Source organism: Microbispora sp. H10836 (assembly GCF_012999525.1).
Classification (GTDB): Bacteria; Actinomycetota; Actinomycetes; order Streptosporangiales; family Streptosporangiaceae; genus Microbispora.
Window position 1 is genome coordinate 225274 of the sequence record NZ_JABBWU010000007.1, and the last position, 22401, is coordinate 247674.

General features: G+C 71.1%; 24 protein-coding genes and 1 pseudogene. 16 read left to right on the plus strand and 9 right to left on the minus strand.

Going from position 1 to position 22401, the window contains the following annotated elements; translation table 11 throughout:
- The first annotated feature begins 1 nt into the window (after position 1).
- Positions 2-139, plus strand: coding sequence for a hypothetical protein (locus tag HHX30_RS40655; RefSeq protein ID WP_211592063.1), 138 nt, complete (start codon positions 2-4; stop codon positions 137-139).
- 12 nt (positions 140-151) lie between these two features.
- Here the strand turns inward: HHX30_RS40655 and HHX30_RS15770 are convergent, their stop codons facing one another.
- Positions 152-1111 carry a YafY family protein gene (locus HHX30_RS15770; protein ID WP_169982686.1) on the minus strand — a complete coding sequence of 320 codons (960 nt, stop codon included), beginning with the start codon at positions 1109-1111 and terminating at the stop codon, positions 152-154.
- A gap of 62 nt (positions 1112-1173) precedes the next feature.
- Between HHX30_RS15770 and HHX30_RS15775 the strand changes: the two genes are divergently transcribed.
- The 3 genes from HHX30_RS15775 (at position 1174) to HHX30_RS15785 (ending at position 4187) form a co-directional block, all read left to right on the plus strand.
- Positions 1174-2322 (plus strand): epoxide hydrolase family protein, encoded by a 1149-nt coding sequence (locus HHX30_RS15775; protein ID WP_169982687.1) that lies wholly within the window; start codon positions 1174-1176, stop codon positions 2320-2322.
- 173 nt (positions 2323-2495) lie between these two features.
- Positions 2496-3257 carry a phytanoyl-CoA dioxygenase family protein gene (locus HHX30_RS15780; protein ID WP_169982688.1) on the plus strand — a complete coding sequence of 254 codons (762 nt, stop codon included), beginning with the start codon at positions 2496-2498 and terminating at the stop codon, positions 3255-3257.
- A gap of 234 nt (positions 3258-3491) precedes the next feature.
- Positions 3492-4187: a GNAT family N-acetyltransferase gene (locus HHX30_RS15785; RefSeq protein ID WP_169982689.1), complete on the plus strand. Its 696-nt coding sequence runs from the start codon at positions 3492-3494 to the stop codon at positions 4185-4187.
- A 73-nt stretch (positions 4188-4260) separates the two neighbouring features.
- Here the strand turns inward: HHX30_RS15785 and HHX30_RS15790 are convergent, their stop codons facing one another.
- Positions 4261-4692 (minus strand): helix-turn-helix domain-containing protein, encoded by a 432-nt coding sequence (locus tag HHX30_RS15790; RefSeq protein WP_169982690.1) that lies wholly within the window; start codon positions 4690-4692, stop codon positions 4261-4263.
- A gap of 130 nt (positions 4693-4822) precedes the next feature.
- On the opposite strand from HHX30_RS15790, the gene HHX30_RS15795 reads away from it, so the two are divergent.
- The 11 genes and pseudogenes from HHX30_RS15795 to HHX30_RS15845 all read left to right on the plus strand — a co-directional run bounded on the left by HHX30_RS15795 (position 4823) and on the right by HHX30_RS15845 (position 12865).
- Positions 4823-5002 (plus strand): hypothetical protein, encoded by a 180-nt coding sequence (locus HHX30_RS15795; protein WP_142623945.1) that lies wholly within the window; start codon positions 4823-4825, stop codon positions 5000-5002.
- Between the two features lie 361 nt (positions 5003-5363).
- Positions 5364-6479 (plus strand): Tn3 family transposase, encoded by a 1116-nt coding sequence (locus HHX30_RS42705; protein WP_169982691.1) that lies wholly within the window; start codon positions 5364-5366, stop codon positions 6477-6479.
- Positions 6404-6892 carry a Tn3 family transposase gene (locus HHX30_RS42710; protein ID WP_169982692.1) on the plus strand — a complete coding sequence of 163 codons (489 nt, stop codon included), beginning with the start codon at positions 6404-6406 and terminating at the stop codon, positions 6890-6892. Before HHX30_RS42705 ends, HHX30_RS42710 begins: the two co-directional genes overlap by 76 nt.
- Entirely contained in the window at positions 6811-7065 is a 255-nt protein-coding gene (locus HHX30_RS15810) for a transposase (RefSeq protein WP_249350091.1), read from the plus strand. The genes HHX30_RS42710 and HHX30_RS15810 overlap by 82 nt, the downstream gene beginning before the upstream one ends.
- 411 nt (positions 7066-7476) lie before the next feature.
- Positions 7477-7875 carry a VOC family protein gene (locus HHX30_RS15815; protein ID WP_169982694.1) on the plus strand — a complete coding sequence of 133 codons (399 nt, stop codon included), beginning with the start codon at positions 7477-7479 and terminating at the stop codon, positions 7873-7875.
- Between the two features lie 22 nt (positions 7876-7897).
- Positions 7898-8236 carry a YciI family protein gene (locus HHX30_RS15820; protein ID WP_169982695.1) on the plus strand — a complete coding sequence of 113 codons (339 nt, stop codon included), beginning with the start codon at positions 7898-7900 and terminating at the stop codon, positions 8234-8236.
- A complete protein-coding gene (locus tag HHX30_RS15825; protein ID WP_169982696.1) occupies positions 8233-9447 on the plus strand; it encodes an RNA polymerase sigma factor in 1215 nt (404 codons plus the stop codon). The genes HHX30_RS15820 and HHX30_RS15825 overlap by 4 nt, the downstream gene beginning before the upstream one ends.
- A 111-nt stretch (positions 9448-9558) precedes the next feature.
- Positions 9559-9942 (plus strand): annotated as a pseudogene (locus HHX30_RS15830) (arsenate reductase ArsC); the annotation flags it as partial.
- 503 nt (positions 9943-10445) lie between these two features.
- The gene (locus HHX30_RS43260) at positions 10446-11285 is read left to right on the plus strand and encodes a helix-turn-helix domain-containing protein (protein WP_211592064.1); all 840 of its coding nucleotides are present in this window, start codon (positions 10446-10448) and stop codon (positions 11283-11285) included.
- A gap of 65 nt (positions 11286-11350) precedes the next feature.
- Positions 11351-11932 (plus strand): dihydrofolate reductase family protein, encoded by a 582-nt coding sequence (locus HHX30_RS15840; RefSeq protein WP_169982698.1) that lies wholly within the window; start codon positions 11351-11353, stop codon positions 11930-11932.
- A gap of 348 nt (positions 11933-12280) precedes the next feature.
- On the plus strand, positions 12281-12865 hold the full coding sequence (locus tag HHX30_RS15845) for a dihydrofolate reductase family protein (protein WP_169982699.1): 585 nt from the start codon (positions 12281-12283) through the stop codon (positions 12863-12865).
- A 196-nt stretch (positions 12866-13061) separates the two neighbouring features.
- Here the strand turns inward: HHX30_RS15845 and HHX30_RS15850 are convergent, their stop codons facing one another.
- From HHX30_RS15850 to HHX30_RS15870, 5 genes are all read right to left on the minus strand, one after another.
- Entirely contained in the window at positions 13062-14069 is a 1008-nt protein-coding gene (locus HHX30_RS15850; protein ID WP_169982700.1) for an RNA polymerase subunit sigma-70, read from the minus strand.
- A gap of 252 nt (positions 14070-14321) precedes the next feature.
- On the minus strand, positions 14322-14453 hold the full coding sequence (locus HHX30_RS42715; RefSeq protein ID WP_283246786.1) for a hypothetical protein: 132 nt from the start codon (positions 14451-14453) through the stop codon (positions 14322-14324).
- A gap of 8 nt (positions 14454-14461) precedes the next feature.
- Positions 14462-15628, minus strand: a complete 1167-nt coding sequence (locus HHX30_RS15860; protein ID WP_311922454.1) for an Ig-like domain-containing protein — start codon at positions 15626-15628, stop codon at positions 14462-14464.
- A gap of 191 nt (positions 15629-15819) precedes the next feature.
- A complete protein-coding gene (locus HHX30_RS15865) occupies positions 15820-16629 on the minus strand; it encodes an isocitrate lyase/phosphoenolpyruvate mutase family protein (RefSeq protein WP_169982702.1) in 810 nt (269 codons plus the stop codon).
- Positions 16626-17693, minus strand: coding sequence for a cytochrome P450 (locus tag HHX30_RS15870; protein WP_169982703.1), 1068 nt, complete (start codon positions 17691-17693; stop codon positions 16626-16628). The genes HHX30_RS15865 and HHX30_RS15870 overlap by 4 nt, the downstream gene beginning before the upstream one ends.
- Positions 17694-18012: 319 nt before the next feature.
- Between HHX30_RS15870 and HHX30_RS15875 the strand changes: the two genes are divergently transcribed.
- On the plus strand, positions 18013-19107 hold the full coding sequence (locus tag HHX30_RS15875) for a hypothetical protein (RefSeq protein WP_169982704.1): 1095 nt from the start codon (positions 18013-18015) through the stop codon (positions 19105-19107).
- Between the two features lie 38 nt (positions 19108-19145).
- Here the strand turns inward: HHX30_RS15875 and HHX30_RS15880 are convergent, their stop codons facing one another.
- The gene (locus tag HHX30_RS15880) at positions 19146-21401 is read right to left on the minus strand and encodes an ATP-dependent RecD-like DNA helicase (RefSeq protein WP_169982705.1); all 2256 of its coding nucleotides are present in this window, start codon (positions 21399-21401) and stop codon (positions 19146-19148) included.
- A 109-nt stretch (positions 21402-21510) separates the two neighbouring features.
- Positions 21511-22347, minus strand: a complete 837-nt coding sequence (locus HHX30_RS15885) for an SDR family oxidoreductase (RefSeq protein ID WP_169982706.1) — start codon at positions 22345-22347, stop codon at positions 21511-21513.
- Positions 22348-22401: the final 54 nt, after the last annotated feature.

The following is a 22401-nucleotide window of genomic DNA, read 5'->3' on the forward strand; positions in this document are numbered from 1 at the left end:
CGTGACCATCACGGAGCACACCGTGGCCGGCCGCGACGCCGGGCCGTACGCGATCACGACGGGGCCGGACGGCGCGCTGTGGAGAGCGCTGGAAATCGGCGCGCCCGCCCGCATCGCTCCGGCCCGCGACGAGGGCTGAATTCGAACCCCGTCACCTTCGGCGCCGTCCGGCCGCGCGGGCGAATCGGGCCGACAGCGTGCGCAGGTGGCGGGCGAGTTCCGGCGGCGACTCGACGTCGAAGTCGACCCCGAGCGTGCCCACTGCGAGCGCGACCAGCTCGAGTGAGTCGGAGGCCAGCTCCAGCACGCAGGTCTCGTCGTCGACGGGGGTGACGATCCCGTCGACGCGCCCGGCGACCCGGGAGGCGGGTGCGTACACCCGCAGCCGCGAGCGATACGGCCAGACCTCGTGGCCGATCGATCTGCGCAGGTAGGCCGCAACGTCGCCGCCGGGTGGATCACGGTGGGCGAAGCGAGGCCCGTTGGGCGTGCGCAGCGAGATCCGGTCGGCCCGGAAGGTACGCCAGCCGGCCCGGTCGGCGTCCCAGGCGACCAGGTACCACCTGCGGCCCCAGGCGACCAGGCGGTGGGGTTCGGCGATCCGGGTGGACCGGCCCCCGTGGTGGCCGGCGTAGTCGAAGCGGAGCGACTCGGCGGCGCGGATCGCGGCGGAGATCGCGGTGAGGACGGCCGCGTCCACCGTGGGCCCGCCACGCGGCGGGATCGCGACCATGGCCTCTTCCAGGGTCTGGACCCGATGGCGCAGCCGGGACGGCAGGACGTGCTCGACCTTGGTCAGCGCGCGCAGCGCGGCTTCCTCGATCCCGCTGACGCCGCTCGCGGCGCCGGTGCGCAGCCCGACGGTCACCGCCACCGCCTCCTCGTCGTCCAGCAGCAGCGGAGGCAGCGAGGCGCCGGCTCCGAGCCGGTAGCCACCCGCCGGGCCCAAGGCGGCGTGGACCGGATACCCCAGCTCGCGCAGCCTTTCCACGTCGCGTCGCACGGTACGGGTCGTGACGTTCAGGCGTTCGGCGAGCTCGGCGCCCGGCCAGTCGCGGCGCGCCTGCAGCAACGACAACATCCGGAGCAGGCGGGCGGAGGTGTCCGACATCCGTCCATGATTACCGGAGTGCAGGACCGTAGCTGTCCTCCATGAGCGTAATGCTTCACGCCATGAGCACACCGGAACCGTTCCGCGTCGAGATCCCGCAGGCCGATCTCGACGACCTGGCCGTCCGCCTGGCCCGCACCCGCTGGCCCGACGAGCTTCCCGGCGCCGGCTGGTCCTACGGGGTGAGCAAGGACTACCTCATGGAGCTGGTCGGCCACTGGCGCACCGGCTACGACTGGCGCGCGCACGAGGCCCGCCTCAACGAGGTCCCGCAGTTCACCACCGAGATCGACGGCCAGACCATCCATTTCCTGCACGTCCGCTCCCCCGAGCCCGACGCCACGCCGCTGATCGTCACGCACGGATGGCCGAGCACGGTGTACGACTTCCTGGACATCCTCGGGCCGCTGACCGACCCGCGGGCGTACGGCGGGGACCCGGCCGACGCCTTCCACGTCGTCGCGCCCTCGGTGCCGGGCTTCGCGTTCTCCGGCCCGACCCGCGAGACCGGCTGGGGCGTCGGCCGGGTCGCGCGGGCCTGGGCCGAGCTCATGCGGCGCCTGGGATACGAGCGGTACGGCGCCCAGGGGGGCGACTTCGGCAGCATCGTCTCCCCGGAACTCGGCCGCATCGCGCCGGAGCACGTGATCGGCGTACACGTCAACGCGCTGGCCAACGCCTCGACACCGGCCGGCCCCGGCGTGCTGGACAAGCTGTCCGGCGAGGAACGCGAACAGGCAGAGCGCAACCAGAAATGGTGGTATGCCCACTCCGGCTACGCCACCCAGATGTCCACCCGGCCGCAGACGCTGGCCTACGCGCTCAACGACTCCCCCGCCGGGCAGCTGGCCTGGAACCTGGAGTGGTTCGTGGACTGGGACCCCACCCGGACGGAGCGCACCCCCGTCGACCGCGACACCGTCCTGACCAATGTCACGATCTTCTGGCTGACCGCGACCGCGGGCTCGGCCGCGCGGCTGTACTTCGAGAGCGCGTCGGAAGCCTGGGGCCGGCGGCCCGCGCCCTCACCGGTGCCGACGGGGGTGGCGAACTTCCCCGGCGACCGGGCGGTCCGCGGGCTGGCGGAGCTGTCGAACACCGTCACGCACTGGTCGCGGTTCCCCCGTGGCGGGCACTTCGCCTCGCTGCAGGCTCCCGACCTGCTGGTCACCGACGTCCGGGACTTCTTCCGGAAGCTGGGAGCCCGGTAGCTGGGCGGCGCCGCCGGCGTGCGCTCCGGCCGCGCGTCGCATCCTGGAGCGGGAGGCCGCGCGCCTCAGCGCCGGGCTCGACGCGACCCGCCGCCCGCCGGAGCTCGGCGGGTGTGCGGCATCGAGGGGTAAATCGATCGACATCGGGCGCGGAAGGTCGCTACCGTCCCGCCATGGCTGTGTTCAGCGAGACCGACCTCGACCGCTTCGTCTCCGACGGGTTTCTGAAGGTGGAGGAGGCCTTCCCCCGCGAGACCGGTGACCGGATCAGGGAGCGGCTGTGGCGGCAGATCGGGTTGTCCCCCGACCGGCCGGAAGACTGGACGCAGCCGGTGGTGTGGGCGGCCCCCGACCCGACGGGGCAGGGCCCGTCCGGGGAGGCGATGCGGAGCCCACGCCTGACCGAGGCGCTGGACCTGATCGCCGGCAAGGGCGGATGGGAGCCGCGCGGCACCATCGGCAACACCCCGGTCCGCTTCCCCCACCCCTCCGACGCCGGGGACACCGGCTGGCATATCGACCAGAACGACCCCGGACCGGCCGGCGCCTGGGGAACCGTCACGCTCAGGTCCCGCACCATGCTCGTGCTGGTCCTGCTGTCGGAGATCGGCCCCGACGACGCGCCCACCCGCATCAGAGCCGGATCCCACCTCGACACCGCCCGCGTGCTGGAGCCGCACGGCGAGCAGGGGCTGGAGTTCTTCGCCTCCGGCCCGCTGCTGGACGAGGCGACCGCGCACCGCCCCGAGACCTACGCCACGGGACTGCCCGGCGACGTCTACCTGTGCCATCCGCACCTCGTCCACGCCGCCCAGCCCCACCGCGGGACGCGGCCGCGTTTCATGTCCCAGATCCCGTTCTTCCTGACCGATCCGCTGGCCCCCGGCGACGCCACCCCCCTCGCGCGGGCCGTACGGCTCGGGCTCGGCGGCTGAGAGGATCGCGACGGGGCCGGCGGCTCTCGCCCCGCCACAGCCAGGGGCCGCATCCGCCTGCCGGAGCCGGCAGCCGCCGCCCGGCCATACCCTGAACGCTGGGAATTGTCAGTCTGTGCTGCTTGACCGTCAGGCGGGACCACAGCCAACCGGGAGCGCGAGTGCCCATCCGCCCGCCGTCGACCGCGCACGACACGACATCACACGACACGGCACGAGAGGTGCGGCACAGCCGTGGACCGCGACGCCGCCGTGCTGGACGACCCGGTGGGCGAATCACTGCGCGGTCACCACGCACATCTCGCCCGCCGGCTCGGCGGGGCCGCCACCTACCCGCCGGAGGTCGCGACCTTCTCCGCGGTCACCTCCGACCCTGATCCGGAGGAATGGGCCGACCTCGCCCGGCTGCTCGGCCGGGGCGAGCTCGCCGACATGTTCAGCTGTCCGGCGGCACCGCCGCCGGACTGGGAACCGGTCTTCGTCCTGGAAGGCCGCCAGATGATCTGGCCCGGCGGCCGGCCCGATCACCCCGGCGCCGACGACATCGAGGTGGTCGAACTGGGCGCCGACAGCGTGCCCGAGATGCTCGACCTCGTCGCGCGGACCCATCCGGGGCCGTTCTGGCCGCGCACCCACGAACTCGGCACCTACCTCGGCGTCCGGGAGCACGGGGCATTGGTGGCGATGGCCGGCGAGCGGCTCCGGCCACCGGGATGGACCGAGATCAGCGCCGTCTGCACCGCCCCCGAGGCACGCGGACGAGGGCTCGCCGCCCACCTGGTCAGCGCGCTCGTCTCGCGTGTCGTGGCCCGGAACGAACGCCCGTTCCTGCACGTGGCCGAGGCGAACACCGGCGCGATCGCCCTCTACGAGCGGCTCGGATTCGACACCCGCACGCCCGTGACCTTCCGAGGGTTCCGCACGCCGTGACGGCCTCCGGCGCCGGGACGCCCGCGCCAGGAGTGGGGCCGCCGCCGATCGCCCTGGGACTGCCGGGCGGCGGTCACGCCGGCTCCTCCACCAGCGTGGTGACGAGCCGGAACACCTCGGCGGTGTCGGCCACGCCGCCCACGATGATGATCTTCAGGCTGGCCCGCTCCTCGTCGTAGACGGTCTCGACGCGCAGGGGCCGGTCGGCGGGGGAGCGGCTCGCGGCGGCGGCCATCAGCATGTTGCCCAGGGTCGTCATCTCGTCGGGGGCGATGGCGTCGATCTGCACGATGCTCGAGGCCTCGACGTGGCGCCGGGCGGTCTCGGTTACCGACGGCTCGGCCGGGTGGCCCATGAACGTCTCCAGGTCCTCGCGGGCGATGCGGTACTGCTTGCCGATGCGCACCGCCTTCAGCCGCCCGTCGCGCACGTAGTTGCGCACGGTCTTCACGTGCAGGCCCAGCAGGTTCGCCACCTGCTCCACCGAGTACGGCTGCTGCGGCATCCCACTCCCCTCCGTCCGGCTCCCCCACGTACCCTATCCAGCTGTCCGACGAGGGACGTTAGGGAGTTTCGAGGGCGTAGACGGCCAAGGTCGCGAGAGGGGCGGGCGACACGGCCGGTAGTCTGCGTTCATGTTCCACCGCAAACCCATCGAAGAGCGCATCGCCGAGCGCGTCGCCAAGCGCCCTCCACTCAAGGAGGGCAAGCACTTCGAACACCGCCCCGCGCTGATCGTGTTCTGCGTGGTCATCGCGCTCGTCGCACTGAAGATCGTGGGCGCGTTCGCCCTCATGAAGTGGGGCGTCCAGTAGGACGCCCAGCTCACGCGGCGGATCGGACGCCGACGCAACTGAGGCGCGCGACGCGAAATAGATTTATGCCGACATAATCCGATAAAACTCCTCGATAAATTGCCGTGGTCACCGTTTCGCATCAATGCCTGGCCAAGGCCTGCACGAAGCAAGGTGCTGCTGCCGGGGGTGACCACGCTGACCCGGCTGATCGCCCGGGTGCTCGATGAGGCGACCGAGCGGCTGTATGAAACGCTGTACGGCATCTTGTCGCCGCGGCAGCAGGCGATCCTGGCCCGGCTGCTGGAGGTGCCGGAGGGGGGCGCGCTCGTCGGATCTGGAGCGCTGGCGCAAGGGCCCATCGGTGCCCTCGGGCCGGAACATGGAAAAGGCGCTGGAGCGCGCCGGGGAGATTCTCAGCGTCGGGCTGGGGTCGATGGAGCTGCCGCCGGGGGTGCCGCACCGGCGGATGGTGGATCTGGCCCGGTACGGGATGACCGCCACGGCGACCACGCTGCGCCGGCACGGCCCCTCGCGTCAGCTGGCCACGTTGCTGGCCACGGTCATCTACCTGGAGGGCAAGTCGGTCGACGACTGCCTGGACCTGCTCGATCTGCTGATGACCACCGAGCTGATCGGCAAGGCCGAGACCGCCACCGACAAGGAACGGGCCCGCCAGCACCCCAAGCTCGCCCGTCACTCGGCCACGCTCGCGGTCGCGGTGGAGACACTGCTGGAGGTCACCGAGTACGGCGAGGAGCTGCGGCTGGAGCAGGTGTGGGAGGCGATCGACGCGATGGTGCCGCGCCGGGAGCTGAAGGAGGCGGTGGCCACGGTGACCGGGATGGTGCCGCCGCCGGACGCCGACGCCGACGGGCAGATGCGGGCGCTGCTGCATCCGGAGACGCTGCTGGCCGAGCACGCGCTGGTGCTGCATCTGGCGTTGCGGGACGTGGCCGCCCGGCTCGGCACCGAAGGCGTCGACGTCACCGTCGATGAGGAGGGGCGGTTGCACGTAGCCAGGCTGCAGGCGATGCCTGAGCCGCCGTCGCTGGTGGATCTGCGCAAGCGGGTGGCCGGCATGCTGCCCCGGGTGGACCTGCCCGAACTGCTGCTGGAGGTGATGGGCCGCGTGCCCGGTTTCGAGGCGGCCTTCACCTCGGTGGCGGGCGGGGTGAGCAAGCTAAGCGACTTCCACGTCTCGGTGGCGGCCTGCCTGACCGCGCAGGCGCTGAACATCGGCTACGCGCCGGTCATCAGGACTGGCACCGCAGCGCTGGAGCGCGCCCGGCTCAGCCACGTGGCGCAGAACTACCTGTCGGCTGAGACGTTCTCTTTGGCCAACGCGCCGCTGATCGAGGAGCAGGCGAAGATCGGCCTGCCCGGCAGCTCGGCGGCGGCCTGGTCGCCGCGATCGACGGCATGCGGTTCGTGGTCCCGGTGCCGTCCATCTACACCCGGCCCAACCGGAAATTTTTCGGCGGCAAGAGGGGTCTGACCTGGCTCAATATGATCAATGATCAGGGGGCAGGGCTGGGCGCGAAAGTGGTCACCGGCACTGTCCGGGACTCGCTACACATGATCGATGTGCTGTTTCGGCGTGACGGCGGGCAGCGGCCAGACATCATCGTGACCGACACCGGGTCCTACAGCGACGTGGTCTTCGGACTGATGCATCTGCTGGGCATGCAGTACCGGCCGGCGCTGGCCGACCTTCCCGATCAGAAGGGCTGGCGGATCCAGGACGCCGACTACGGGCCGCTGGCGCGCTTCGCCCGCGGGAAGATCGACCTGGCCAAGGTCAAGCGGCACTGGGACGACATCTGGGCATGGAGGACCAGCTCGGGGCGCTGGGCCTGGTGCTCAATTGCGTCACGTTGTGGAACAGCTTCTACGTCGACAAGGCTTTGAGCGCTCTGCAGAAGGCGGGCTACTCGCTCACAGAGGAGGATGTCGCCCGCTTGTCGCCGTTCGGCCGCCGGCACATCAACGTGATCGGCACTTACACCTTCGCGCTGCCCGATCTCGGCCCTGGAGGCATGCGGGAGTTGCGCAACCCGGACGAGCCCGAGTGGGACGACTGACGATGACGTCAACGATCGCGCTGCGCTCCAGGCACGCTGAGGCGGCGCAGCACGGGTCCAGCTGCCCGCTTGCCTCGGCCGGTACGGCGCTCCAGGTACGCATCAGGCTCGCGCGTCGCGATCCCACGGGGCCGCGGTGGGGCGGGGCACCCGGTTGGGATGCGGCGTGCTCCGCCCTGGAGGGCTTGTCGTCATGGGTCGCCTGGACTGATAAGGCTGCGCTTCCGGCGCGGGAAGGTTTTCGGCGCTGGTGTCGTATCGAGGCCTCGGCCGATCGTCTGTGAGGTGAGGGCCAGGCCGTCAGCGGGCATCTCGCAGTGTTCACCTCGCGGTCAGGCGAGGTAGACCCCCGAGGGCAATCTCGCGGACGGGCTGGGAATCCTCACCGGCCGAGCCCCGAAGGAGCGCAACATGCATCCCATCCTGAACACGATCGACATCGTGGTGTCCGACCTGAACGCCTCGGTAGCTTTCTACGCCCGCCTGGGCCTGGAGTTCAAGGTCGACGAGCACTCGCCCGAGCACGCCGGCTGCGACCTGCCGAACGGGTTGCCCGTCATGCTGGACACCGAGGGTTTCCGCACGCCGTTCCTGCCCGGCTGGAGCGCGCCGACCGGCGGGCCGCGTACCCTCCTGTGCTTCGAGTTCGACACCACGGCCGGGGTGGACGCCACCTACGCCGAGCTCGTCGCGGCGGGCTACCGCGGGATCGCCGAGCCGTTCGACGCGTTCTGGGGCATGCGGTACGCCACGGTGGCCGACCCGGGCGGCAACGGCGTCGACCTGTACGCCACCCTCCCGGCGAGCTGAGACGGAAAGGCAGGCAGCGACGGTGAAGTACGTGCTGATGTTCATCGAGACCGAGGAGTTCGCCCAGCAATTGGAAGCGATGGGCGAGCTGGAGCAGCAGGCCGCCTACGCGGCCGTCGGCCAGTGGTTCGCCGACCACGCCGACAAGATCACTCACCATACGCATCTGGCTCCGGTGCACACCGCCACCACGATGCGCCTGGGTCAGGGCGAGCCCGTCGTCACCGACGGGCCGTTCGTCGAGGGCAAGGAGGTGGTCAGCGGGTTCGCCGAGGTCGAAGTGGCCGACCTGGACGAGGCGCTGAAGATCGCCCGCTCCTGGCCGGCCTGCCCGATCGTGGAGATCCGCCCGGCCTCATGAACGAGCCGGTGCACGGGCAGGTGAGCCAGAAGGTGCTGGCCCGCGTGGTACGTGAGCACGCGGGGCGGCTGGCCGCGTCCCTGGTGTCGCTGCTGGGCGACTTCGCCGCCGCCGAGGATCTGGTCCAAGACGCCGTGGAGACCGCGCTGCGGCGCTGGCCGGCAGAGGGAATCCCCGAGCGGCCGGACGCGTGGTTGTTCACCGTGGCCCGGCGGCGCGGGCTGGACGTGCTGCGCCGGGAGTCGAACTACCGGGCCAAGCTCGCCCAGCTCACCTGGCCGGCTCCCGTCCCGCGTGCGGACCGGCTGCGGCTGATCTTCACCTGCTGCCATCCGGCGCTGTCGCGGGCCGCGCAGATCGCGCTCACGTTGCGAGTGGTGTGCGGGCTGTCGGCCGCGCAGATCGCCGCCGCGTTCCTCGTGCCCGAGTCCTCGGTGGCGCAGCGCATCACCCGCGCCAAACGTAAGATCGGCGAGGCCGGGATCCCGTACCGCATTCCTGCCGAGGAGGAGTTGCCGCAGCGCGTCGAGGAGGTGCTGGCGGTCATCTACCTGCTGTTCAACGAGGGCTACCTGTCCAGCACGGCGGAGCGGGCCCAGGCGCGCGACCTGGTCGACGACGCCGAGTGGCTGGCCGCGCTGCTGGCGAACCTGCTGCCCAAGGAGCCTGAGGCAGCCGGGCTGCTGGCGCTGATCCGGCTGCACCGGGCGCGCGGTGCGGCCCGCTTCGACGCCCAGGACCGTCTGGTGCTGCTGGCCGACCAGGACCGCGGCCAGTGGGACCGCCAGGCCATCGAGCAGGCCACCGCCCTGCTCACACGCGCGGCCCGCACCCACCGGCGGCCGGGACCGTACCAGCTGCAGGCGGCGATCGTGGCCTGCCATGCCGAGGCCAAGACCTTCGCCGACACCGACTGGGCGCAGATCCTGGTGCTCTACGACATGCTGCTGCATCTGTCGCCCTCACCGGTCACGCGGCTGCACCGGGCTATCGCACTGCGGCACGTCCACGGCCCTGGCGCGGCCCTGGCCGAGCTGGAAGAGCTGGGCGACGTGCTGGATCGCTACCCCCTCTTCCACGCCACCCGCGCCGAGCTGCTGCGTGATCTGGGCCGCCGTGAACAGGCGCGGGGAGCCGATGAGCGGGCGCTGGAGCTGACCGCCAACCCGGCCCAGCAGGCGCTGCTGACGCAACGCCTGGCCTGGCACTGAGGTTGCACCCTCATCGCTACATGGGCCACATCGGCGAAAGCGCTCTGGCTGGTAGCCGGGCGGCCTGCCCGCCCGGCGGCCGCCGCCGACCTGCCCTGAACAGGAGAACCGATGCCCGACCAGCCCCATCCGGGCGACCGGCCGGACCGGCCGCAGGTGTTTTTCGTCTGCGTGCACAACGCCGGCCGCTCCCAGATGGCCGCCGCCTTCCTCACCCACCTGGCCGGCGATCGGATCCTGGTCCGCCCGGCCGGATCGGCGCCCGCCGAGACGGTGAACCCGGCCGTGGTCCAAGCGATGGCCGATGCCGGCATCGACATCTCCGCCGAGATCCCCAAGGTCCTCACCACCGGCGTCGTCCAGGCCAGTGACGTGGTCATCACCATGGGCTGCGGCGACGCCTGCCCGGTCTTCCCCGGCAAACGTTACGAGGACTGGCAGCTCGACGACTCCGCCGGCCAGGGCCTGGACGCCGTGCGCCCGATCCGCGACCAGGCCGATCAGTACGGCGGCACGGGCGAGTCATCCGGCCACCTGCCGGGCTCGGACTTCGGCGGGCAGGATCCCGGTCACCTCCCCGGCCCCGAGCACACCGCGCCGGGCACCGGCTTCGGCATGGATCACGGCTTCGCCCATCACGCGGATCTGGGTCCACCGCCCGGCATCGCCTAGCCCTGTTTCCGCACATCGGGGTTGTATGAGTGGGATGGCCGGACGATCAAGGATCACCGTAAGGACATCCGGAAGTACTTCTGGTTCCGGGAATGCTCGCTCACCGATTCCGACAAGGCCCGGCGTGGACGCCGACCGGCGCGGGATCACGCCGCAGTTCCACACCGACATAACCACCTACGGTGAGATCCAGCCGCGCACCGACCGGCGCCTGGACCTCACCGACCTGCCGACTGCGTAACGCCGGACGCTCGCCCGATCCGGCGGCAGCACGGCTGGACCAGCCAGGCGCGCGATGCCGGCGGGGCATCGGCGATACTGCGGGCGTGGAGTACGTGTCCAGAGTGCCGCGACCGCCGCTGGACGGGCTGATCGACGACCTTTACTACCTGGAGGGTGCGCCGCCGTACGCCCGGCTGACGCTGCCGCCGGGGCCATCGGCGTTCCTCATCGTCAACCTCGGGGCGCCGTTCCGCATCCGCGCCGGCACCGACATCGAGACGGCCGAGTACGCCGACGGCTGCGTGGTCACCACGCCCACCCGCGCGTTGGAGTTCGGCTACCCACTCCGGACCCGGTCCGTCGGCGTGCACTTCAGGCCGTGGGGGCTGGCGCCGTTCCTGCCGATGCCCGCGGCCGAGCTGTGTGACCGGCCTGTGACGGTAGAGCAGGTTTGGGGCCGGCCCGCCATTGCTGAACTGCGAGACCGGCTGGCCACGGCGGACGGACCGCACGAGATGCTGACGCTGCTCGAGGAGGAGCTGATGCGACGGCTGTGCGAGACCGCCGGCCTGGGGCTGGTCCGCCATACGAGCAGCGTCATCGCGGCGACCAGCGGGGCGGTGGCGATCGGCGACCTGAGCGTGGCAGCCGGTGTCAGCAGCACTCATCTGGCACAGCGGTTCAAGGAGCTCATCGGTGTCACGCCGAAGCGGCTGGCCCGCACCTACCGCTTCGCCGCCACCGTGTTCGCGATCAACCCCGCCGGACCGATCGACTGGGGCGACCTCGCCGGTGGCGCGGGCTACTTCGACCAGGCCCACTTCGGCCACGAGTTCCGGGCGTTCACCGGGCTCACGCCGACCCGGTACGTCGAAGTCCGGCGGCGGTTCCTGCGCGAACATCCCGGCCACGCGCTGGACGGCTGGCCGCTGCCGGCCGATTGATTTCTTACAAGAGCGACAGCTCACGACACGCTAATTTGGGGCACCCCAAAGCAGAGGAGAGCCCCGTGGGCAAGGTGGTCATGTACAGCTCGGTGTCGGTGGACGGCTTCGTCGCGGACGAGAATGACCAGCCCGGACCGCTGTTCGACTGGTTGTCCAGCGGTGACGTCCCGTTGGACGAGAGCGGCGAGCTGAAGGTGTCGCAGGCGTCCTACGACTACACCCGGCCGTACTGGGACCAGATCGGAGTCACGATCGTCGGCCGCCACGTCTTCGACATGACGGACGGCTGGGACGGGAGGCCTCCGGGCGGCATCGACCACGTGGTCGTCGTGTCGCACCGGCCGATGCCCGAGGGCTGGGACCCCGAGGCGCCGTTTCACTTCGTCGACGGCGTCGAGGCGGCCATGGCCAAGGCGCAGGAGCTTGCGGGTGACCGCATGGTCGAGGTCGCCGCCGGCGACGTCGGTGGCCAGGTGCTTGCCGCGGGCCTGATCGACGAGGTGCGCATGGACGTCGTGCCCGTCGTGTTCGGGTCCGGCAAGCGCTACTTCGGCTCGGTCCACGCGCAGCACCTGTTGGAGGATCCTGACGTGGTGATTCAGGGCAACCGGGTGCTTCACCTGCGCTATCGGGTGCGCCGTTGACCGATCTGAGCGGGTACGCGAAGAAGTCCACTGCGAACGGTGACACAAGATCGGGCCTCCGGCTGCGTTTGCGCATCGCTGTCCCTGGTCGGGCAGCCGACGCCGATCCGCCCCAGCACCTTACCTGCGGCAAGTTCAACTCAAGATCACCGGTTGCCGGTTTCCGTCGTACTTTGGCCGACCCCCGAACGGACTCGGACTGAGCGTAGCCTCGGGACTTCGGGCCCCGAGTACGCCGTGCTGAGTCCGGAACGCGAGGACTACCCGCGGACGCAGATCGCGCACCGATTAGGTTTCCGCGCCGTGCCCGTCTGTACGTGTGAGATCGACTCAAGGGAGGCTGGCACGATGCGGAAACTGATCTTCGGCATGAACGTGACGCTGGACGGCTACATCGCCGCGCCCGGCGACGACATCGCCTGGGGTGGGGGGGAGGGACCGGACTCGTCGCCGAGCGCCGAGCTGTTCCAGTGGTGGTCCGACCGGGTGGACGCGACGGGCCTGGCACTGTACGGGCGCAAGCTGTGGGAGACGATGAGCTCCCACTGGCCGACCGGCGACCAGCAGCCCAACGCTACCCCGGCGGAGATCGAGTTCGCGCGCCGCTGGCGGGACATGCCGAAGGTGGTGTTCTCATCGACGATCGACAAGGTCGACTGGAACACCCGCCTGGTCACCGGCGACGCGGTCGCCGAGATCGCCCGGCTCAGGGCCGAGGACGGCGGCCCGATGGACATCGGCGGCGCGACGCTCGCCGGGGCGGCCATGCGGGCCGGGCTGATCGACGAGTACGCGCTGGTCACCGTGCCGGTCCTGGTGGGCGGCGGCACGCCGTTCTTCACCGCGCTGGACAGCTGGGTGAACCTGAACCTGGTCGAGACGCGGACATTTCCCGGCGGCGTGGTGCTGACCCGATACGAGACGAGGCGATGAGCACGGGCCAAATGCTCGGCCCGTAAGGCCAGGTCGAAATCCTTCCTGGCGTGCTCACCGGGCCCCTCGGCGATGAGGGAACCTTTTCCGGCCCTTCCTTGCGTTCCGAGTGAGCTGTTGACCGACTCGCTGAAGATGAGGACGACGGTGACGCCGGCCCGTGCGCTGGACTCGTCGACGAGGGGGACGTGTCTGATCACAGCGTCGCGGGCAGGCTCAGCCATGGTTTGTCGGTGGCGTCGAATCCGGTGAGTTCGGCGATCTTGCCGTCGACGATGTGCAGGACCGCGATGGTGAACAAACGGTATTCCGGGTCGTCGGGCGTGCGGAGGTACAGCGCGGCGGCAGGCATGCGGTTGACCGTGGTGGCGGTGCAGCGCCAGTCGTCGTAGCCGCGCTGGAACAGCCCACCGGAGACCCAGCCGTCCACCGCGTCCTTGGCCGTGACGGTCACGGTGCCCGGGTCGGGCAGCATCGCGAAGCGCAGGTCGTCGCGCAGCAGGGCCATCAGCCCGTTGAGGTCGTTGCGCTCATGGGCGTCCATATACGACTTCACCACGCCGCGCTCGTCATCCGACAGCTCGTGCGCGGCAGGGCTCCGCCAGTCGAGGCGGCGGTCGGGCAGCTGCTCGCGCATCGTCACGCGCGCCCGTTGCAGTGCGCTGGTCACCGATGCGACGGTCAGTTCGAGGGCGTCGGCGGCCTTCGACGCCGGCCAGCCGAGGACGTCGCGCAAGATGAACACCGCCCGCTGCCGCGGTGGCAAATGCTGGACGGCGACGATGAACGCCAGCTCGACCGTCTCCCGCGCCACCACCGATTCCTGCGGGTCCTCCGGGAGCATCCGGTCCGGGTAGGGCTGCAGGTAGCGCACTTCCGAGCCCGCGCCCGGCAGCTCGGCAGGCACGGGTGTGCGGTCGTTGCGCTTGTCCAGGAAGTCGAGGCAGGCGTTCGTCGCGATCCGGTACAGCCAGGTCCGCAGCGCGGCGTGGCCCTTGAACGACTCCCGCTTGTTCCACGCCCGCAGGAACGTCTCCTGCGTCATGTCCTGGGCGTCCTCGTAGTTCGCGAGCATCCGGTAGCAGTGCACCTGCAGCTCACGCCGGTAGCGCTCCGTGGTGAGCGCGAACTGTGCTGCGTCATTTGAGCGGGCCGCCGCGATGAACGCGGAGTCGTCGTCGCCTGGCAGTCTGGCGTCGGTCATGGTCGTCAATCCTTCCGCAGGTGGCGAGGGGCTACCAGAACTGACGACGTGGCGGAGGATTTCTGAGCGGTGAAGCCACTGACACCGGGCTGTTCGTCAGGCCAGATGGGTCGGGTCGATCCAGGGGACGTGTTCGGGCCGGGCACACCGCGGGTCACGCAACGGACGGTGGCTGCCGCCTCCGCGTACGCCCTTCTGCCGGCGTCACGCGGCCGGGAGCGGCTTTCCCGGTCGCCGGACACGCCGTGGATGCTAGAGGGACTCCCCCAGCGTGGCGACGAGCCGGGCGATGCGCTGCTCGTCACGCTTGTAGTGGGTCCACTTGCCCACCCGCGTGGCCTTCACCAGGCCCGGCCGCTGCAGCTCGGCCGTGTACGCCGACACGGAGCGGATCAGGACTCCAGCGCGCTGCCCTGCTGCCACTTGCTGAACGGCATCTGCCAGAAGCCCCAGCCGTTGTTCCACTCCAGGGCCCGGTCGGTGCCGACGATCTTGACGACGTCGCCCCGGTGGTAGTTGTCGTAATACCACTTGGCGTCGTTGGGGTGGGCGTTGATGCAGCCGTGGCTCACGTTGGCCCGGCCCTGGGAGCCGACCGACCACGGCGCGCCGTGGACGTACTCGCCGCTGTTGGAGATGCGCACCGCGTGGTTGACGACCTCCTTGTAGTACCCGGGGTCGCCTTCCTTCTTCCCGGGAGAGATCATCGTGACCGGGTTGCCGCGTTCCATGGTCAGATGGATGCCGCTGGTGGTGGTGTACTCGCGGGTGGTCGCCTTGCCGGCGCTGATCTTCATGGTCTTCACGACCTTGCCGTCGCGCCGGACCACCATCATGTGGGTCCTGGTGCTGACCGAGCTGATCCAGGCCGCGCCGATCTTGATGGTCGTGCTGTGGTCCTCGACGCCGTAGGTGTCCTGCCCGGCCTTCACCCCGGTCAGGTGCGCGGTGAACTTGACCTTCTGGTGCGCGGGCCAGTACTTGGCCGTCCGGTAGATGACGAACTTGTCGTCGATCCACCGCCAAGCGCCCTTGACCGGCTTCTCCGCGTCCACTTCGAGGGCCTGTTCCACGGCGGCCTTGTCCTGCACCGGCGCGTTGAACCTCACCATGATCGGCATGCCGACGCCGACGGTCTCCCCCTTGATGCCGGGGGTGACGTCCACGACCTCCAGCCCGACCTTGGGCTTGAGGGTGGTGAAGCGGCTGGTCGCGGTCGCAGGGCCGCCCTCGCCGGTGGCCCTGGCCGACACCGTGTATCTGCTGGAGGGCTTGAGCGGCTGCTTGGAGGTCCATTTGGTGCGGGTGGCGTCGAAGTCGCCCTCGATCGTCTCGCCGCCCACCTGGACCGTGACCTCCTCCAGCTGGCCGTTGGCGGCGGTGACGACCACGGTCTTGTCGGGACGCACCTTGGCGCTGCCCGTCGCGGGGCTGATCTTGATGGCGGGAGCCGGGACGGCGGGCGCGGCGGCGTCGCCGGAGCCTCCGGAGCCGCCGCCCGCCGAGCCTGGCGCGCCCGACCCACCGGAACACGCCGACAGAGCCGCGGTCAACGTCACGGCGACTGCGGCGATCGGCCACCTCGAACGACTACCAGTGCTCAGCACAACCACTACTCCCCCATGAGCGCGTAGGTGCACCATAAGACCTTATTCGGGGTTGCCTCTTATGTTGTCATTTTCTCCTGCGCTAAGGTCACATTTCGGTCGCTTCTCCGGTGGAGTCGTCTCTGTTGACGGTAAGGTGCGGGTCAAGACTGATCAAGCACCCAGTCAGCGCAGGTCGTGACGAGTTCCTGCACGTCCGCGTACGACGGGAGGCCGGCGGGGATGTCCCCGCCTCCGGCGACCGCCCGGGCGGTCCCCACCACGGCGTGCAAAGCGGCCCGCAGGAGCAGCGACCCGGTGCTGATGCGCCGGACGCCGAGCGTGGCCAGCCCGGCGACCGTGTGGCGGCCGGGCAGGAACAGCACGTTGAGCGGCAGATCGACCGCGTCCACCAGCGCCCGCACGTCGCCGGCGTCGGCGACCCCGGGAACGAACACGCCGTCGGCCCCCGCCTCGGCGAAGGCCCGCAGCCTGGCGATGGTCGCGCCCGGGTCCCCGGCGCCCAGCCAGTAGGTGTCGGTGCGGGCGTTGACGAACAACTCCGGCGCCCGCGCCTTGACCGCCGCGATCGTCTCGCACCGCTCGCCGAGGTCGGCCAGCGTGCCGTCCGGCCGGCCGTCCTCGATGTTGACGCCGGCCACGCCCAGGGCGGCCAGTTCGGAGGCGATCTCGGCCACCCCCTCCGGCGTGTCCGCGAAGCCGCCCTCGATGTCCACCGACACCGGGCACGGCAGTCCGGCCAGCCGCCGGGCCAGCGCCAGCGTCTCCGCCGCGGTCTCGCCGGTCGCGTCGGGCTTGCCCGCCGCCGCGGCGACGCCGAGGCTCGTGGTGCCGATCGCGGCGAACCCGGCGGCGGCCAGCGCGGCCGCCGAAGCGTGATCCCAGGCGTTGGGCAGCACCAGGGGGCGCTCGGCATGGTGGAGCGCCCGGAACGTCTCGGCGTGCGTGGTCATCGGGGTCCTTCCGCTGTCTCGGGGTTGTGAAGGCAGAGCCGGGCGGGCACGCGCAGGTTCGGCGACGGCTCGTACGGGATCTGCTCGTACGGAATCTGGGGGTCGGCGAGCCGATGGCCGGCGGCGGCCTCCACGACGCCCGCGGCCAGGGCGAGCGCTGCGGCCTCCCCCGGGCAGGGCCTGATCCCGTCACCGAACCCCAGGTGCCCGCCGCTCCCGCCGCGACCCCGCGGAGAACGGGTGGGGTCGAAGCGGTGCGGGCCGGGGAAGACCTCGGGGTCCCGGTTGGCCGCCGCCAGGTCCAGCACGAGGACGGCCCCCGCGGGCACGGGGACTCCCCCGGCCGTGGCGTCCTCGGCGGCCACGCGGCGCGTCACCCGTACGGGCGGGTCCCACCGCAGGATCTCGGCCAGCATCGCCTCGACCGGCCACCGAGGGGCCGGGTCGGCGGGCATGCGCGTCACCACGGCGAGGGCGTTGCCCACCAGACCCGCGGTGGCGTCGCACGCCTGGACCAGCACCCCGGCCACGGCGGCCAGCAGGCCGGGCTCGGGCGCATCCCCTCCGCCGAGCGCGGCGGCCAGCACGCCCACCGCCGCGTCGGCCGCGTCCCGGGCGGGCGGCGCGTCGGAAACGGCGGGGAGGTGGTAGGCGGCTGCCATGGCCGTCACCGCGGCGACGACCTCCTCCCTCCGGTCGTCCGGGACGCCGAGCCGCGTGGCGAGGACCCCGACCGGGACGCGGCGCGCGATCGTGGCCATCACGTCGACGGGTGCCCCGCCCGCCAGTTCGGCGCGCGTCCGCTCCCGGGCCTCGCGGCGCAGCCGTACGGGGTCGAGGGCGTCGAGCAACCCCAGCACGCGCGCGCGGCGGCGGGCGTGCTCGGCCCCGTTGCTGAACCTGCTGACCGCTCCCCGCAGCCAGGCCATCCCCGGTCCCGAACCTGTTCCGAGCGGCACGGCGGGGGCGGCCGGGACGAGGAAGCGGGGGTCGGCGAGCACGGCACGCACGTCCGCGTACCGGGTGAGCCGCCGTTCCCGTACGGCGGGCGGATCTGCTGTCATCGGTGGGCGGGGGCGCGTGGAGGCCGCCCCCTTCCCCCTTCCGTGGTGGTCGTCGCCTCCCGGGCAGGCTAGGGCCGCGATCCTTCGGCTCCGGTCGAACGATGAACGTTTCACGCCCGGGCATGCTATGCGCGGCTTGTGGGTCTTTGGGTCTTTTCAACGATCGCCGCGCGGGTTATCACAGGGCGGGAGGGCGAATGTGATCCTCCCGCTTTTCTGAGCGCGTTCCACGGCTCCACCCGACGTACCGGCTCCACGCGCCGGATCACCGGCGTCGACATCTGCACGCCCACTGGGCACCATCGCGATGGAGGACGGCATGCGCCTGTTACGTACCGTGGTCACTCGATTACTCCTGTTGTGTGCGATGGTCGCCGCGGGCGCCACCGCCGGGGCGGGGGCCGCGAACGCGGCGGTTCCCGACGTGTGGGGATTCGCCTACATCGACGTCACCTCCGGCGTGCCGAACCTGGCCTACCAGGCGGGCAGCTGGGCGCCCGGGCCGACGGTCAGCGTCACGCCCGGCGGCTCCGGCGAGTACTTCGTGCGGTTCCCGAAGATCGGCATCCCCAAGGGCGGGATCGCGCACGTGACCGCGATCTCGCAGTCGGCCGAGTGGTGCCAGATCGAGAAGTGGGGGCCGGCCGGCTCCGACGAGATCGTGGCGGTGCGGTGCTACCGGTTCGGCGGAACCCCCGTCAACGCGCGCTTCTCGATCGTCTTCGCCAGCAGCAGCGGGGCGCTGGCCTCGGCGACGCAGGCGTACGGCTACGTCTACTGGAACGGCACGTCCATCGCCTCCGACTACAACTCCTCGCTCGGCGTGAACGCCGTCTTCCCCAACACGACCGGAGACTGGACCGTCTGGCTGCCCGGGCTCGGCTCCTCCGTGCAGGCCGGGAACATCCAGGTCACCGCGGTCGACTCGAGCAAGCCGGCGCGGTGCAAGGTGGGCGCCTGGAGCTGGGCGCCGTCGGGCCAGAAGATCCAGGTGCTCTGCCACGACGTGGCCGACAAGCCGTACGACACCGGCTGGACTCTCACCTACCAGCGTGAGCGGGCGATCACCGGGGCGTTCGCGCCGCCGAAGCTGTTCGCCTACACCTTCGACAACGTCCCGGCCAACCCCGGGCCGTACGCGCCGGTTCCCCCCGGGGTCAACTACAACTCCCAGAGCGGGGTCAACACGGTGCGGACGGCCGGGACCGGCATGCGCCTGGTGTACTTCCCCAGGGTCGGGTCGCCGCCCAACAACGTCCAGGTGACGGCGTACGGCCCCGGGCCGGAGTACTGCAACCTGCTCACGCTGTGGACGACCTCCGGTGCCGACGTGTACGTGCGTGACGTGGTCTGTTACAAGGGCACCACCCAGGTCGACCAGCCGTCGTTCGTGACCTACGTGTCCAGGTACTGACGCGGACCGGGGCGGGCGCCCCGGCCAGGACCCGCGGATCAGGGCACGCGGAGGCGGTGGGTCAGCCCCGTGTGGCGGCGGCCCGCCCCCCGCGTGCGCACCGCCTGGCCGAGCGCCCGCCGTGACCCGACGACGACCACCAGCTTCTTGGCCCGGGTGATGGCGGTGTAGAGCAGGTTGCGCTGCAGCATCATCCAGGCGCTGGTGGCCAGCGGGATGACCACCGCCGGATACTCGCTGCCCTGGGAGCGGTGGATGCTGACCGCGTAGGCGTGGGCGAGTTCGTCGAGCTCGTCGAAGGAGTAGTCGACGTTCTCGTCCTCGTCGGTCAGCACGGTCAGCCTGCTCTCCTCGGGGGTGATGGCGGTGACCACGCCGACCGTGCCGTTGAACACCCCCGCCGCGCCCTTGTCGTAGTTGTTGCGCAGCTGGGTGACCTTGTCCCCGACGCGGAAGACCCGTCCGCCGTACCGGCGTTCGGGCATGCCCTCGCGGGCGGGGGTCAGCGCCTCCTGCAGGGCGGTGTTGAGCGCTCCCGCGCCGGCCGCGCCGCGGTGCATGGGCGCGAGCACCTGTACGTCCCTGCGCGGGTTGAGGCCGAACTTCCTCGGGATGCGCCGGGCGACCACGTCCACGGTCAGGGCGGCGATCTCCTCGGGTTCCTCGCAGGGGAACAGGAAGAAGTCGGGGAACTCGCGCACCAGCGGCTGCTGCCCGGTGTTGACGCGGTGGGCGTTGACGACCACGCCGGACTCCTGCGCCTGGCGGAAGATCTGCGTCAGGCGCACTCGGGGAACGGCGGGGGCGGCCAGCAGGTCGCGCAGCACCTCTCCGGCGCCGACCGAGGGAAGCTGGTCGACGTCGCCGACGAACAGCAGGTGCGCTCCCGGGGCGACGGCCTTGGCGAGCTTGTTGGCCAGCAGCAGGTCGAGCATGGACGCCTCGTCCACCACGACCAGGTCGGCGTCGAGGGGGTTGTCGCGGTCGAAGGTGGCGTCCCCGCCGGGGCGCAGCTGGAGCAGCCGGTGCACGGTGGTGGCCTCGTGCCCGGTCAGCTCCGCGAGCCGCTTGGCCGCGCGGCCGGTCGGAGCGGCCAGAATGACCTTGGCCCGCTTCGCGCGGGCGAGGGTCACCACCGAGCGCACGGTGAAGCTCTTGCCGCAGCCGGGGCCGCCGGTCAGCACCGCGACCTTCTCGGTCAGCGCGAGCCGTACGGCCTGGGCCTGCTCGGGCGCGAGGTCGGCGCCGGTCCGGCCGCGCAGCCAGTCGAGGGCGGCCGGCCAGTCGACGTCCGTGAACGCGCCGAGCCGGTCGTGCCCGGCGGACAGCAGGGTGCGCAGCGTGCCGGCCAGCGACAGCTCGGCGCGGTGGAAGGGGACGAGGTAGATCGCGGGGACGGTGCTCTCGCCCTCGTCCCCGTTCTGCTCACCGTTTCCCCTGGCCGGGATCTCCTCGCGGACCACCCCCTCCTCGGCGACCAGCTCCTCCAGGCAGGCCGTGGTCAGGTCGGCCGGCACCTCCAGGATCTTCACGGCGTCGGCGACCAGGTTGGGCGCGGGCAGGAAGCAGTGGCCGTCGTCGGCGGCCTGGGAGAGCGTGTAGCGCAGCCCGGCCTTGACCCGCTCGGGGCTGTCGTGCGGGATGCCCACGGCCTGCGCGATGGTGTCGGCCGTCTTGAAGCCGATGCCCCACACGTCGTCGGCGAGCCGGTAGGGCTCCTTGCGGACCACGTCGATGGAGTCCTCGCCGTACTGCTTGAAGATGCGCACGGCGATGGAGGTGGACACCCCGACGCCCTGCAGGAAGATCATCACCTCTTTGATGATCTTCTGCTCCTCCCAGGCGGCGGCGATCATCTTGGTCCGTTTGGGCCCGAGGCCGGGGACCTCGACCAGCCGCTTCGGCTCCTCCTCGATCACCCGCAGCGTGTCGGTGCCGAAGTGGTCCACGATCCGCTCGGCCATCTTCGGGCCGATGCCCTTGATCAGGCCGGAGCCGAGGTAACGCTGGATGCCCTGAATCGTCGCCGGCAGGACGGTGGTGTACGACCAGACCTCGAACTGCCTGCCGTACTTGGGGTGGGAGCCCCAGCGGCCGGTGAGGCGCAGCGACTCCCCCACCTGCGCCCCGAGCAGCGGCCCGACGACGGTCAGCAGCTCGGTGCCCGACCGTTCGGTGGCGACCCTGGCGATCGTGTAGCCGGTCTCCTCGTTGGCATATGTGATCCGCTCCAGTACGGCGTCGAGCTGCACGCCGGGCGGCCTGCCCGCGGCGCCCCCGGGAGGATTCGTCATGGGTCGCATTGTCTCCCACCCCGCGGGGCCCGCCCGACCGCGACCGGTCGCGTGGGGATGAAGCCGTCCCCGTCCTGCCAGGAGGCCGGGGACGGCCGTTTTCGCGGTGCTACCCGGTGAAGGCCGCGGCGTGGTCGCGAGCCCAGGTGGCGAAGGTGCGGGGAGCGCGGCCGGTGACCTGCTCGACGTCGTCGGTCAGCGGCACGTGGCGGCCGTCGTTGGCCTGCCAGTAGGCGAGCAGGGCGTCGGCGTACGGACCGGGGATGTGGTCGGCCATCTCCTTCTTCCATTCTCCGGGCGTGACGTGGCCGACGGCGATGGACCGCCCGGCGACCTCGGCGAGCCGCTCGATCTGTTCGGTGAACGTGAGGCTCTCCGGGCCGGTCAGGTGCAGGCGCCGGCCCTGGTGGCGTGGGTCGGTGAGCACGGAGAAGGCCACCTCGGCGAGGTCCCGTTCGTGGATGGGGTCGGTGTGGGAGCCCGGGTAGGGCAGGCTCACCGGTCTCCCGGCCCTGATGGACCAGGCCCAGGCGCCCGCGTTGCCGGCGAAGGAGCCGGGTCGCAGGATCGTGGTGGTCAGCGGTGCGGCGAGCAGTGCGGTCTCGACGTCGAGGTGCGACTTGGCCAGCGGGTCGCCGGCGGCGCCGGGGTTCAGCACGCTGGCGGACGACAACAGGACCACGTGCTCGACGCCGGCCGCGACGGCGGCGTCGGCGAACTCCGCGATGTGCGAGGCCTCGGCGTACAGGAAGACCTCCGTGACGCCGGCGAGGGCGGCCGGGAAGGTCGCGGGATCGGTGAGGTCGCAGGTGACCGCCGTGACGCCGTCGGGCACCCGCAGCCGGCCGGGGTCGCTGGAGGCCACCCGTACGGGGCGGCCGGCCTGAAGCAGCAGGGTCAGCAGGTGGGTGGCGACCGCGCCGCGGCCTCCGGTGACGAGAATCATGGGAATGCTCCTGTGAACGGTACGGATGTGGATGCGGATGCCTTCCGGGAGGCG